This is a genomic window from Williamsia maris (assembly GCF_024171815.1).
GTDB lineage: Bacteria > Actinomycetota > Actinomycetes > Mycobacteriales > Mycobacteriaceae > Williamsia_A > Williamsia_A maris.
Genome location: NZ_JAMTCJ010000001.1, coordinates 1,274,259 through 1,286,885, shown reverse-complemented (window position 1 = coordinate 1,286,885; position 12,627 = coordinate 1,274,259). Strand labels below are relative to the sequence as shown.

At 68.7% G+C, this 12,627-nt stretch carries 10 protein-coding genes; 6 read left to right on the top strand and 4 right to left on the bottom strand.

Features of this window, described 5'->3' with window-relative positions; genetic code table 11:
* Positions 1-9: 9 nt before the first annotated feature.
* Positions 10-1,386, bottom strand: a complete 1,377-nt coding sequence (locus LX13_RS06125; RefSeq protein ID WP_253660382.1) for a M1 family metallopeptidase — start codon at positions 1,384-1,386, stop codon at positions 10-12.
* 169 nt (positions 1,387-1,555) lie between these two features.
* Here LX13_RS06125 and LX13_RS06120 point away from each other — a divergent pair, with 169 nt between their 5' ends.
* Complete coding sequence (locus LX13_RS06120) at positions 1,556-1,978, top strand: DoxX family protein (protein ID WP_253660381.1); 423 nt, start codon at positions 1,556-1,558, stop codon at positions 1,976-1,978.
* Positions 1,979-1,980: 2 nt separating this feature from the next.
* On the opposite strand, the gene LX13_RS06115 is transcribed toward LX13_RS06120, so the two are convergent.
* Complete coding sequence (locus LX13_RS06115; protein ID WP_253660380.1) at positions 1,981-5,904, bottom strand: Pls/PosA family non-ribosomal peptide synthetase; 3,924 nt, start codon at positions 5,902-5,904, stop codon at positions 1,981-1,983.
* A gap of 247 nt (positions 5,905-6,151) precedes the next feature.
* Here LX13_RS06115 and LX13_RS06110 point away from each other — a divergent pair, with 247 nt between their 5' ends.
* Positions 6,152-7,135 (top strand): alpha/beta hydrolase, encoded by a 984-nt coding sequence (locus LX13_RS06110; protein ID WP_253660379.1) that lies wholly within the window; start codon positions 6,152-6,154, stop codon positions 7,133-7,135.
* Between the two features lie 4 nt (positions 7,136-7,139).
* On the opposite strand, the gene LX13_RS06105 is transcribed toward LX13_RS06110, so the two are convergent.
* Positions 7,140-7,319: a DUF2256 domain-containing protein gene (locus LX13_RS06105; protein ID WP_253660378.1), complete on the bottom strand. Its 180-nt coding sequence runs from the start codon at positions 7,317-7,319 to the stop codon at positions 7,140-7,142.
* An 83-nt stretch (positions 7,320-7,402) separates the two neighbouring features.
* On the opposite strand from LX13_RS06105, the gene LX13_RS06100 reads away from it, so the two are divergent.
* Complete coding sequence (locus LX13_RS06100) at positions 7,403-8,587, top strand: acyl-CoA dehydrogenase family protein (protein WP_253660377.1); 1,185 nt, start codon at positions 7,403-7,405, stop codon at positions 8,585-8,587.
* Between the two features lie 48 nt (positions 8,588-8,635).
* On the top strand, positions 8,636-8,962 hold the full coding sequence (locus LX13_RS06095) for a hypothetical protein (RefSeq protein ID WP_253660376.1): 327 nt from the start codon (positions 8,636-8,638) through the stop codon (positions 8,960-8,962).
* 90 nt (positions 8,963-9,052) lie between these two features.
* On the opposite strand, the gene LX13_RS06090 is transcribed toward LX13_RS06095, so the two are convergent.
* Positions 9,053-10,072 (bottom strand): aldo/keto reductase, encoded by a 1,020-nt coding sequence (locus tag LX13_RS06090; RefSeq protein ID WP_253660375.1) that lies wholly within the window; start codon positions 10,070-10,072, stop codon positions 9,053-9,055.
* A 97-nt stretch (positions 10,073-10,169) separates the two neighbouring features.
* On the opposite strand from LX13_RS06090, the gene LX13_RS06085 reads away from it, so the two are divergent.
* Positions 10,170-10,754, top strand: coding sequence for a TetR/AcrR family transcriptional regulator (locus tag LX13_RS06085; RefSeq protein WP_253660374.1), 585 nt, complete (start codon positions 10,170-10,172; stop codon positions 10,752-10,754).
* A 129-nt stretch (positions 10,755-10,883) separates the two neighbouring features.
* Complete coding sequence (locus LX13_RS06080; RefSeq protein WP_253660373.1) at positions 10,884-12,626, top strand: TIGR03767 family metallophosphoesterase; 1,743 nt, start codon at positions 10,884-10,886, stop codon at positions 12,624-12,626.
* Position 12,627: the final 1 nt, after the last annotated feature.

Here is a 12,627-nt window from a genome sequence, read left to right as displayed (position 1 = left end):
ACGACTCGCTCAGCCGGCCACGGGGAAGGGCGGCAGCGGCTTCTCGTGGAGCCACTGCTGCCACAGCCGGTTGAGCGATTCCTCGCTGTGCCGAGCGGCCAGCGCGGTGAAGTCGTCGGTCGACACCGAGCTGTAGCGGTACTCGCGTGTCCATTCCTTGAGGAGCTCGAAGAACTCGTCGTCGCCGACGCTCACCCGTAGTGCGTGCAGAGTGAGTGCGCCGCGCTTGTAGACCCGGTCGTCGAACATCGAGTCCGGGCCCGGATCGCCGACCTCGAGATCCTGTCGTGCACTGGACAACTGGCGATGGTGGTAGCGGGCGAGTGAGTCCGCTGACTGTCCGCCGGAGTGCTCCGACCACAGCCACTCGCTGTAGCAGGCGAAGCCCTCGTGCAGCCAGATGTCGGCCCACCGTGCCAGCGTGAGCGAGTTGCCGAACCACTGGTGGGCCAACTCGTGGGCGACGAGACGTTCGGAGCGGCCGGTGCCGTCGCAGTGGTTGGCGCCGAACGTGGACAGGCCCTGGGCCTCGATGGGGATCTCGAGGTTGTCGTCGGTGACGACGACCGTGTACGCCGGGAACGGGTAGGGACCGAACATCTCGCTGAACGCCGACACCATGTCCTTCTGGCGGGCGAAATCGGAGGCGAAGTTGGTCTTGAGTCGTTCGGGCAGAACGGCTTTGATCTTGACCGGCCGGGTCGCGAGCGTCGTCTGCACGTAGGGGCCGATCTGGATGGTCGCCAGGTAGGTGGCCATCGGTTCGACCTGCTCGTAGATCCACGTCGTCGAACCGGCCTTGGTGCGTTTGCGCTGCAGCGTTCCGTTGGCCACCGCCAGATACGGCGACTCGGTGGTGATCGCGATGCGGTAGCTCGCCTTGGAGCTGGGGTGATCGTCGCAGGGGAACCACGACGCGGCGCCGTTGGGCTGGCTGGCGCATAGCGCACCCTCGGTGAGTTCCTCCCACCCGACCTCGCCCCACGGTCCGCGGATCGGCTTGGGCGACCCGGAGTACTTCACGACGACGGTCATCGCCCCGCCCGGGGGCAGTGAGTCGGCCGGGGTGACGGAGAGTTTGTTGGTGCGCTGGCTGTAGCGGGAGGCCCGCTTGCCGTTGACCGACACCCGCGACACCGACAGCGACGTCGCGAGGTCGAGGCTGAACCGACCCAGCGTGTTGATCGCGGTGGCGGTGATGGTGGCCGTGCCCGCCAACCGGTTGCTGGCCACCTTGTACTCGAGGTCGAGGTCATAGCGGCTCACGCGATAACCGAGGTTGCCGTTCTTCGGCAGGTACGGATCGAGACCGTCGTCGGGGTCGCCGAGCAGGGGACCCGTCCCGGTGTCCGAATCGCGCGCACCTTTGCCAGTCCTACTCGGCACCCATCCTCCAGTCGCGCACGTCATCTCGTCGGTTCGATTGTGGTGGTACGAGGTTACCCGCCGGACCACCGGCCCGCGGATCGGCCGGGTTCGGCGTCACCCGGCGGCGCAGCCGGTAGCGTTCGAGCGGACCGGACATGTCGGGCGCAGTCGTCGGGAAGGACACCTCATGGGTACATCGAGAAGTTTCACGTCGTTGGTGGCGCGAGTGATCCTCGGGTTCATCTTCATCATGCACGGATGGCAGAAGCTGCACACGAACGGTATCGACAAGACCGAGGCGGGTTTTCGCGCCATGGACGTGCCGTTCCCGGAGTTCAGCGCCCACTACGCGACCTGGGTCGAGTTCGTCGGCGGCATCCTGCTGATCGTGGGCATCCTGACGCCGCTGGTGTCGATCCTGCTCATCATCGACATGATCGGTGCGATCGTCACCGTCCACGCCGACAAGGGCTTCTGGAACTTCGACGGCGGCTACGAGTTCCCGCTCGCACTGATCGCGGCCTTGGTCGCGGTGGGCCTGGCCGACACCGGACGGACAGGTGTGGACGGCTTCGTGACCGGCCGACGACGCGGTAGGCGCGAGGTCTGACCTCACGCGTCGGTGCGCGTCCACGGCGCGATCGGGTTGCCCTGCCACCGGGTGTAGTCCGGGACGACATCGCCACGCATGACCAGTGACGCGGGCCCGACGGTCGCCGCCTCGCCGAGGCCGGCCGCCGGGAGCGCGACGCAGTGCGGTCCGAGGGTCGCGCCCGCGCCGAGGGTGACCCGGTCCATGGCCATCACTCGGTCGTGGAACAGATGGGTCTGCACCACGCACCCGCGCTGCACGGTCGCGCCGTCGCCGAGGGTGACGAGGTCGGCCTCGGGGAGCCAGTAGGTCTCACACCAGACGCCCTTGCCGATCCGTGCACCGAGCAGCCGCAGCCACACGTTGAGGATCGGGGTGCCGGTCGCGGCGTTGGCGAACCACGGCGCGGCGACGGTCTCGACGAACGCATCCGACAGCTCGTTGCGCCAGATGAACGAACTCCACAGCGGGTGCTCGCCCACCTCGATGCGTCCCACCACCAACCACTTCGCCGCCGCGGCCACGCAACAGGCGATGGCACCGGCCACCAGCAGGACCAGCCCGCTCACCAGCGCCGCCACCCAGTACTGCGAACGCGACGCGATGTACTGCAGACCGATCAGCACGAACAGGCCCAGGCCGAAGGTGATCATCACCGGGATCAGGCGCATCGTCTCCACGACCGCACGGGCGACTTTCAACCTCGTCGGCGGGTCGAAGGTTCGGGTGGTGTCGGAGTTGGCGGCGGTACGGCGCAGACGTACCGGCGGGCTGCCCAACCAGCTCGACCCGGCCTTGGCCTTGCTCGGCGTGGCCGAGAGGACGGCGACGAGGCTGTTCTTCGGGACCTTGCGGCCGGGACCGGTCATCCCCGAGTTGCCGAGGAACGCGCGCTTGCCGATCTTCGCCTCGTCGATGTGCATCCAGCCGCCGCCGAGTTCGTAGGAACCGACCATGGTGTCGTCGGCGAGGAACGCGCCGTCGCCCACCGAGGTGAACTTCGGGATCACGAGCGCGGTGCTGATCTCGGTGCCCTTGCCGATGTCGGCGCCGAGCAGTCGGAACCACCCCGGCGTCAGCAGGCTCGCATACAGCGGGAACAGGAAGGTGCGTGCGGAGTCCATCAGCCGCTCGGTCGCCCAGATCTGCCAGCCCACGCGGGAACGGACCGGGTGGTAGCCCTGGACCATCCCGAGCGACAGCAGTCGGACGCCGATCGCGGTGATGGCGGCGAAGACGACCAGCGAGACGACCGTCGCCGCGGGCAGCAGGGCGAGCGAGCGCAGGGCCACCGACCGCAGTCGGTCGGCGTCGGCAGCCCACGACCCGATCACGGCCAGCCCGGCCGCCAGCGACACCAGCGGGATCCCGGCGAGGGCGATGGAGGTGATGCCGTAGATGGGCACCCACCGGCTGCGTCGCGGCGGGCGTTCGGCGGGCCACGGCGTGGTCGCCTTACCGGTCTTGACCGCCGGTGAACCCGCCCAGTGCTGGCGCGCCTTGACCCGTCCCATGACGGCCGACCCCGGGGCCACGACGGCGTCACGACCGACGCGGGCGCCGGGCAGCAGTGTCGAGCGGGCGCCGATGGTGGCGCGCTCGGCGATCTCGATGTCGCCGATGTGCACGACGTCGCCGTCGATCCACCAGCCCGCGAGATCCACCTCGGGCTCCACCGAACACTGGTCGCCCAGCGAGATCATGCCGGTGACCGGCGGCAATGTGTGCAGGTCGACGCCGTGGCCGATGTCGGCGCCCAGGGAGCGCGCGAAGTAGATCATCCAGGGCGCGCCGGCGAGGTTGGCGGCACCACTGGCCTCGGTGAGACGTTCGGCCAACCACAGCCGCAGGTGCACCGAGCCGCCGCGCGGGTAGCTGCCGGGGGAGACCCCGCCGAGCAACGTCCGACATCCCACGGCGGCGATCACCATGCGTCCGGGCGGGGTGATGAAGACGACGAACGCGGCGAGCAGGATCCACCAGTTCACCGTGATGAGCCAGGGTGCGTCGGAGAACGTCGCGGCGATGTTGTTGGCGACCCCGAGCCAGGTGGCCCACTGCAGTCCGGTCAGCGTGGTCAGCGGCACGGCGAGCGCGACCTGGATGAGGCCGGCGAGGCGCGGTGTCGGGGCCACCTCGCGGGGTTCGGCGATGATGCCCGGGTTGAGGTCGTCGAGCATCTGCGCCAGAGACCCCAGGCGGGGGTGGTCGTAGAGATCAGCGACGGTCACCTCGGGATAGCGCTCCCGCAGACCGGTCACCAGTTGTGCTGCGCCGAGCGAACTCCCGCCCTCGCTGAAGAAGTCGGCGTCCGGGTCGACGATGGTCACCCCGAGTACCGCGGTCCACTTGTCGGCCACCCATTGCTCGGTGGCGCCGAGATCATTCGGTTCGCCGTCGCCGGTCGACCCCGGCAGCGGCCACGGCAGCGCGTTGCGGTCGACCTTGCCCGAGACCTTCGCGGGCAGTTCGTCGACGAGTGCGAGGCGCGGGACGAGCGCCGCGGGCAGCTGTGCGACGAGGGCGGCGTGCGCGGCGGCGATGTCGAACGCGGGGTCGGTGGACACGAGGTATCCGACGAGCACCGAGTTGCCCGCCGCGGTCTTGCGGACCGCGGCCGCGGCCCCGCCCACGCCGGCGAGGTTCTGCAGCGCGTTGTCGATCTCGCCGAGTTCGATGCGACGGCCACCGACCTTGACCTGGTCGTCGGCACGGCCGGCGAACACCAGACCCGCCGCGTCGAGGCGGACGAGGTCACCGCTGCGGTAGGCGCGGTCCCAGCCGAGAGTCGGCATCGCCGAGTACTTCTCGGCGTCCTTGGCCGGGTCGAGGTAACGGGCCAGTCCGACGCCGCCGATCACGAGCTCCCCGGTCTCGCCCTCTGCGACGGGGTTGCCCGCGGGATCGACGACCGCCAGGTCCCAGCCCTTGAGCGGTAGGCCGATGCGGACGGGGGACTCGCCGGTCAGCAACGCCGCGCACGCGACGACGGTGGCCTCGGTGGGTCCGTAGGTGTTCCACACCTCGCGCCCGGGCACGGAGAGGCGTTCGCCGAGTTCGGGCGGGCAGGCCTCGCCGCCGAAGATGAGCAGACGGACCGCCTCGAGTGCCTCGGCCGGCCACAGCGACGCCAGAGTCGGGACCGTCGAGACGACCGTGATGTCGCGCGAGACCAACCACGGACCGAGGTCCATGCCGCTGCGGACGAGCGCTCGGGGCGCGGGGACGAGGCAGCCGCCGTGGCGCCAGGCGAGCCACATCTCCTCGCACGAGGCGTCGAAGGCGACCGACAACCCGGCCAGCACGCGGTCGCCGGGCCCGATCGGCTCGTCGAGCAGGAACAGGTCGGCCTCGGCGTCGACGAACGCCGCCGCGTTGCGATGGGTGACCGCGACGCCCTTGGGTGTGCCGGTGGACCCGGAGGTGAAGATGATCCACGCGTCGTCGTCGGGGGTGGGGGTCTGCGCGGTGTCGTCGGCGTCGCGCTCGCGGACCGCAGGCGTCCGGTGCAGTCCGGTCGCGTCGATGACGGCGGCGACCTGCGCCTCGCCGAACACCAGATCGGCACGCTCGTCGGGGTCGTCCACATCGACCGGGACGTAGGCCGCACCCGCGGAGAGCACCGAGAGGATCGCGAGATAGAGCTCGCGAGAGCCCGACGGCATCCGGATGCCGACCCGGTCGCCGCGACCGATCTTCTGACCGGTCAGCCACCGACCACCCTCGACGACCGCCTCGGACAGCTCGGAATAACTCAACGCGACGTCGCCGTCGTCGATCGCCGGTGCCTGGGGGTGCCTCTGCGCGGTCTCGGCGAGGATGTCGATGAGCGTTCGCGGTGCTCCAGCCTGCGAGGACAGGAGGTACTGCGGCGGAATCGGGGTGGTCACCGACGTCCTTTCTCCGCGCGGTTCGACGGCGGACGAGAAGCGATCATGCGGCATTTGGACGGTGTCAGTGTTGCAGCTCTCGACTGCGCACAGGTGGTGAGGTCGCCCACCGAAGGCCCCCTTCGGATGGAGCAAAACGCGGATCGGGGGCGAGACTGTGAAGTAAGTTTCCTTTACATTCGATGTAGGTCCATCAACCAATGGCGCACTTCATCGCCAGGACCTGCCGTCCGACGTGGCGCGTACCGACAAGAAACCGGCGGTCGCACCCCAGTCGACAAAGCACCGGAGGAGGTATTCGATGCCGGTGATCACGCACAACCGCCCGAGCCGTGGATCGCGACCGATGTGGTTCGGTTCCCGACTGTTCATCAGGCCGTTGCTCAAGGTTTGGCCACTGTCCCCGTCCGGGATGAAGTTGCTGTACCTCGTCGACCGCGCCGCCGCCCGCGGACCCAAGCCCCGGGGGGTCGTCCGCGAGCAGATCGAGCTGGCGGGCCGGCCGGTGGAACTCGCCGTCCCCGCGGGACCCAGCCGCCGCGACTCCGACACCGCCGTCCTCTATCTCCACGGGGGCGCTTTCATCACCTGCGGTCTCGCGACCCATCGACTCGTCGCCGCGCGGATGTCGCGTGGAACGGGCCTCCCGGTGTTCTCGCAGGCGTACCGTCAGCTGCCCGAGGCGGGTGTCGGCACGTCGGTCCACGACGCGTACTACGCCTACCGTGAGCTGCTCCTCGAGCGCGGCTACCGGCACGTCGTGGTCGCCGGCGACTCGGCAGGTGGCTTCCTCGCCGCGAAGATCACCGAGTACGCGCTGCGCGACGACCTGACACCGCCGGCGGCCTACGTCGGGTTCTCGCCGTTGCTCGACCTCGACCTCGCCGCCAACCCGGACCGCAGCAGTCGGAGCGACGCCTACCTGCCGATGTCGAAGATGGCCGAGCTGGCGCCGCTGTTCGACCAGGGCCCCATCGAGCTGGACGGCGTACGTCGCATCGCCGAGATGCCGCCGAGGACCTTCCCGCCCGCACTGTTCACCAGCGCGCAGGACGAGATGCTCGAGCCCGACATCATCGAGCTCGTCGAGTCGATCGACGCGCACGGTGGCACCGCGGTCGCGCACAGCTTCGCCTGGCAGATCCACGCGTTCCCGGCGATCTCGGGCAAGCACCCCGAGACGCTCGAGGCCATCGCCTTGGCCAGTCGGTTCGTGAAGTCGGCGCTGCAGGCGGCCAAGGACGACGACCTCGACGCCGAGGCGCTCCACGGCAGGACCGGCTGAGCGTTCACCCGCGCTCGGCGGCCCGTCGGATCCGGCGGGCCTCGCCGCGGCACCTCTGTGAGCAGTAGCGGACCTCGTCCCACTGACCGCGACCGCTCCACCGCTTGCGGTTGGTGAAGGGACGTCCGCACACCTCGCAGGGCTTGGATTCGCGATCGCCGGGGTTCGATTGTCGGTTCACCATGTCCATCGTCCTCCCTTCCCGCCGGGGATAGTGTGGAGAACGCGACGCGACGCATCTGTCGCACAAGTGAAGGAGTCACGTACATGGCCAGCCAATCGGTGTCCGAACTGTTCGCTCTCGACGGTCTGCTCGACAGCGAGGAACGCGAGATCCGCGACACCGTGCGCAAATTCGGTGACGAGCGGTTGCGGCCGCAGGTGTCCGAGTGGTTCGAGGACGCGAACTTCCCGGTCCGGGAACTGGCCCCGGAACTCGGAGCGCTCGGTCTGTTCGGCATGCACCTCGAGGGCTACGGCTGCGCGGGCACGTCGGCGACCACCTACGGTCTGGCCTGCCTGGAACTCGAGGCCGTCGACAGCGGCCTGCGCAGCTTCGTCTCCGTGCAGGGATCGCTGGCGATGTTCGCCATCCACGCGTTCGGCAGCGAGGATCACAAGAACGAATGGCTTCCGAAGATGGCCGCGGGCGAGGCCATCGGTTGCTTCGGTCTCACCGAGGCCGACTACGGCTCCAACCCCGGTGGCATGCGGACCGGCGCCAAGCGCGACGGCGACGACTGGGTGCTCAACGGGTCGAAGATGTGGATCACCAACGGATCGGTCGCCGACGTCGCCGTGGTGTGGGCGCGCACCGACCTCGACGAGGGTGCCCGCGGCATCCGTGGCTTCGTCATCCCCACCGACACCCCCGGGTTCAGCGCGCCGGAGATCAAGCGGAAGTTGTCGCTGCGCGCATCGGTCACCTCCGAACTCGTCCTCGAGGACGTCCGCTTGCCCGAGTCGGCCATGCTGCCCGGTGTGCAGGGACTCAAGGGGCCGCTGAGCTGCCTCAACGAGGCGCGGTTCGGCATCGTGTTCGGTTCGCTCGGCGCCGCCCGCGACTGCCTGGAGACCGCGATCTCCTACACCGCCGAGCGCGAGGTGTTCGACAAGCCGCTCTCGGGCTACCAGCTCACGCAGGCCAAGCTCGCCGACATGGCGCTCGAGCTCGGCAAGGGACAGCTGCTCGCGCTGCACCTGGGCCGGATCAAGGACGCCGGCTCGCTGCGCCCCGAGCAGATCAGTCTCGGCAAGCTCAACAACGTGCGCGAATCCATCCAGATCGCCCGCGAGTGTCGGACCCTGTTGGGCGCCAACGGCATCACCCTGGACTACCCGGTGATCCGCCACATCAACAACCTGGAGTCGGTGCTCACGTACGAGGGCACCAGCGAGATGCACCAGCTGACCGTCGGCAAGGCGCTGACCGGTCGCGACGCCTTCCGCTGAGCATCGGACAAAACGGCATTCGTTAAGCTGGCGCCCATGGAGCAGGGCATGCGCACGTTCTCGAAGATCCTGACCCTGATCGGGTCGATCATCCTGATCGGCTGCGTCGGTTATCTGATGGTCGGCTGGTGGGACGAGAAGCGGTGGGCGTGGCTCGCCATCGGCATCATCGTCATCGCGGTGAACCTGGGGGTCGTGTTCGTCCGACTCAAGCCGACGCCCAAGCCGCGCGACTGGACCGTCGACGAGGTGCGTGCGGTCATCGAACCGATCCACGGTGAGCTCACCCAGATCCGCACGCTCCGACGTGCCGACAAGGGGCTGACGCTGGCCAAGGCCGCCGAACTCGTGGCCCAGGCGCGCATCAGCTCCTAGCGGCGTGAACGCGCGTCTTCCGTTCAGGCGCGCGTCAATCTGGGCGCGCGTCGGAACGGTGAACGCGCGTTCACGTCGGACGCGTGGATCTCAGCGCCGTCGCAGCGAGGCGTCGAGCAGTGCGGGCGGGGTGTCGAACTTCTCCTCGGGGGCCAGATCGACTCCGGGGGCGACGATCTCGTCGATGGCGTCGAGGACGTCCGCCGACAACTCGGTGTCGCCGGCGGCGATCTGGGAGTGCAGGTGCTCGAGCGTGCGCGGTCCGATGATCGCGCTCGTCACGCCGGGATGGGCGGTGACGAACCCGAGCGCGAGCTGGATCAGGGTGAGCCCGGACTCGTCGGCCAGGGTGACGAGCTTCTCGACGGCCTCGATCTTGGCCTTGTTCGCCGGGGCGTCCGGACCGAATCGCTCCGGCATCAGCGTCGCGCGGTTGGAGGTGTTCTCCTGTCCCGCGCGGATCGCACCCGAGAGGAACCCGCCGGCCAGCGGGCTCCACACCAGCACGCCCATGCCGTACTGCTCGGTGACCGGCAGTACGTGGGACTCGATGCCGCGCTGCAGGATCGAGTACGGCGGCTGTTCGGTGACGAAGCGGCTCAGGTGGTTCTCGCGCGCGGCCCACTCCGCCTGCACGATGCGGTAGGCGGGGTACGTCGACGAGCCGAAGTAGCGGATCTTGCCCGCCCGCTGCAGGTCGGTCAGCGCCGAGAGGGTCTCCTCGTCGCTGGTCCTCGGATCCCACCGGTGGATCTGATAGAGATCGACGTGGTCGACGCCGAGTCGGCGCAGGCTGTTCTCGAGTTCGGTGACGATCCAGCGGCGCGAGCTGCCCTGGTGGTTGCGCTCGTCGCTCATCGGGTTGAAGACCTTCGTGGCCAACACGATGTCGTCGCGGCGGCCCGCGATGGCCTTGCCGACCATCTCCTCGGACTCGCCCCCGCTGTACATGTCCGCGGTGTCGATGATGTTGATGCCACCGTCGAGCGCGGCGTCGACGATCGCGGTGGCGTCGTCCTGGGTGGTGCGGCCGATGGCTCCGAAGTTCATGGCGCCGAGCGCGAGGGTGCTGACCTGGACGCCGGTGCGGCCGAGAGTGCGGTACTTCATGTGGGGTCCTCCCTGGGATACCGTGAGTGAAGCGGAACGCTGTTCCGGTATCCAACATACGGAACAGCGTTCCGCTTGTCGAGAGGAGAGTGCGGCCGTGGGCGATGCTGATCTCCCGACCCCGCGTAAACGGGCCGACGCGCGGCGCAATGCCGAGACCCTTCTCGACGCGGCGGCCGCGGCCTTCGTCACCTCGGGCGTCGCGGTGCCGGTCCGCGAGATCGCCGCCGCCGCCGGGGTGGGAGTGGGCACCATCTACCGGCACTTCCCGACGCGCGCCGACCTCATCGTCGCCGTCTACCGGCACCAGGTGGACGCCTGCGCACAGGCCGGCCCGGTCCTGCTGGCGCAGCACACCTCGCCGCACGCGGCGCTGGCGTCCTGGATCGACCTGTTCGTCGACTTCCTGGTGACCAAGCACGGGCTGGCCGAGGCACTGCAGTCCACCGACCCGACCTTCGAGACCCTGCACTCCTACTTCCTCGACAACCTCGTCCCGGTGTGCGCCGACATCCTCGACGCGGCCGTGCGGGCCGAGGAGATCCGATCCGACGTGCGCCCCCTCGAGCTGATGCGGGCCGTCGGCAACCTCTGTATCGGCGGGAGCAGCGATCCGCGGTACGACCCGCTCCGCATGGTCGACGTCCTCATCGCCGGTCTGGGCGTCGCGAAGACCCCGTGACCGGTCGTTGCCGATGATGAATTGTTGATGATGTGTGCGGCCGGGACGCGGGACTGAGGCAAGATTCGTAGCGCACGAGTTCGTGTGGTGACGCAGGCGAGGCCGTCTGCACGGCGATGGAGACCCGAGATGACCGAGTTCGACCGTCGGACCCTGTTCAAGGGCGCGGGTGCCCTGGGCGCCGCTGCCGCCGTGGGCGCCGCCACCTCGAAGGCCGCGCCGCTCGCCTACGCCGACCCCGCGGTCGGTGCACGGGCGGTGTCGATCGCCGGGACCACGCTGGAGGCCGTCGGTACGCCCGCGTCGACCGGTGTCCGGCAGTACCGCCGTCTGACCGCAGGCGCCGGCTGGCCGCTCATCGTCCGCTCCGAGCTCGCGGCGGCAAAGGCGGGCCGGGACGACCGCCGCATCGGACTCGCGTCGATCGTGCAGACCACCGACATCCACATGGTGGACGCGGAGAGCCCGGTGCGCCTCGAGTTCATCCACCCGCAGAACGGGTCGGCGTTCCGTCCGCACGAGAAGCTCGGCGCTGCCGCGACGGTGACCCTGATCGAGCGGATCAACGCCCTAGGATCGGCCCCGTTCAACGGGCGCGCGTTCGACTGCGTCGTGTCGACGGGCGACAACACCGACAACCACGAGTTCGCGGAGCTGGACTGGTTCCTGACCCTGTTCAGCGGTGGGTCGCTGCAGCAGTCCACCGGCGACCTGAACCGCTATGAGGGCGTGCAGGTCTGGGGATCGACGCTGTACTGGCAGCCGGAGTCGTCGGTCGACGACATCTACAAGCAGAAGGGCTTCCCGCAGATCCCCGGCCTGCTGTCGTCGAGCATCAAGCCGATCAGCAGTCCCGGCCTCGACACGCGCTGGTTCAGCGTCTTCGGCAACCACGACGACAGCGTCTCGGGGGTCGTCCCCAGCGGGATCGGGTTCATCGACGCGCTCTACACCGGGAACATCAAACTCGACGTCCCGAAGAATCAGGCCGCCATCGATCGCGTCGCGACCGCGTACAACACGGCCCCGGGGTCGGTGGCGAAGGTGTTGGCCGAGCAGGTGCAGACCGGTCCGATCCGTCGCGTCACCCCCGACGCGCGGCGTGCGCCGTTCACCCCGCGGCAGTACATGGCCGAGCACTTCCGACCGCGCTACACCGGACCCGGCCCCGTCGGACACGGATTCGCCTCGCACGCACCGCAGTCGGGCATCACCTATTACTCGTTCCAGATCGCGCCCGGTGTCATCGGCATCTCGATGGACACCACCAACCACGCCGGCCTCACCGACGGGTCGATAGGCCAGGTCCAGCTCGACTGGATGGAGAAGCTGATCATCGCCGGGTCGCGGAAATACCACGACCGTTCGGGCAAGCTCGTCACCCACGAGGCCGACGACACGCTGTTCGTCGCGTTCAGTCACCACACCAGCGACACCATGGGTCTGCCCATCCCCGATCCGGAGCACCCGTTCGAGCGCCGCAACACCGGCGCGCAGCTGCTCGACTTCTTCCACCGGTTCCCGAACGTCGTCGCCTGGGTCAACGGGCACACCCACGAGAACAAGATCACCCCGCATCGTGGACGGACTGCGGCACAGAGCTTCTGGGAGATCAACACCGCGTCGCACATCGACTTCCCGCAGAACGCGCGGGTGATCGAGGTGAACGACAACAAAGACGGAACGCTGTCGGTGTTCTGCACGCTGATCGAGTCCGCGGCGCCGTACGAGGTCGCCTACTCCGACCACTCGGTCACCGGACTGGGGTCGATGTACCGCGAGTTCTCCTACAACGACACCGGATACGACCCGAAACGTCTCGGCACCTCGGTCGACCACAACGTCGAACTACTGCTGGTCAAGCCGAACTAGC

Coding starts and splice junctions, on each gene's coding strand:
- LX13_RS06105 (WP_253660378.1), bottom strand. CDS start 7,319: ATGGTGAACCGACAATCGAACCCCGGCGATCGCGAATCCAAGCCCTGC.
- LX13_RS06115 (WP_253660380.1), bottom strand. CDS start 5,904: ATGCCGCATGATCGCTTCTCGTCCGCCGTCGAACCGCGCGGAGAAAGG.
- LX13_RS06100 (WP_253660377.1), top strand. CDS start 7,403: ATGGCCAGCCAATCGGTGTCCGAACTGTTCGCTCTCGACGGTCTGCTC.
- LX13_RS06080 (WP_253660373.1), top strand. CDS start 10,884: ATGACCGAGTTCGACCGTCGGACCCTGTTCAAGGGCGCGGGTGCCCTG.
- LX13_RS06090 (WP_253660375.1), bottom strand. CDS start 10,072: ATGAAGTACCGCACTCTCGGCCGCACCGGCGTCCAGGTCAGCACCCTC.
- LX13_RS06095 (WP_253660376.1), top strand. CDS start 8,636: ATGCGCACGTTCTCGAAGATCCTGACCCTGATCGGGTCGATCATCCTG.
- LX13_RS06120 (WP_253660381.1), top strand. CDS start 1,556: ATGGGTACATCGAGAAGTTTCACGTCGTTGGTGGCGCGAGTGATCCTC.
- LX13_RS06110 (WP_253660379.1), top strand. CDS start 6,152: ATGCCGGTGATCACGCACAACCGCCCGAGCCGTGGATCGCGACCGATG.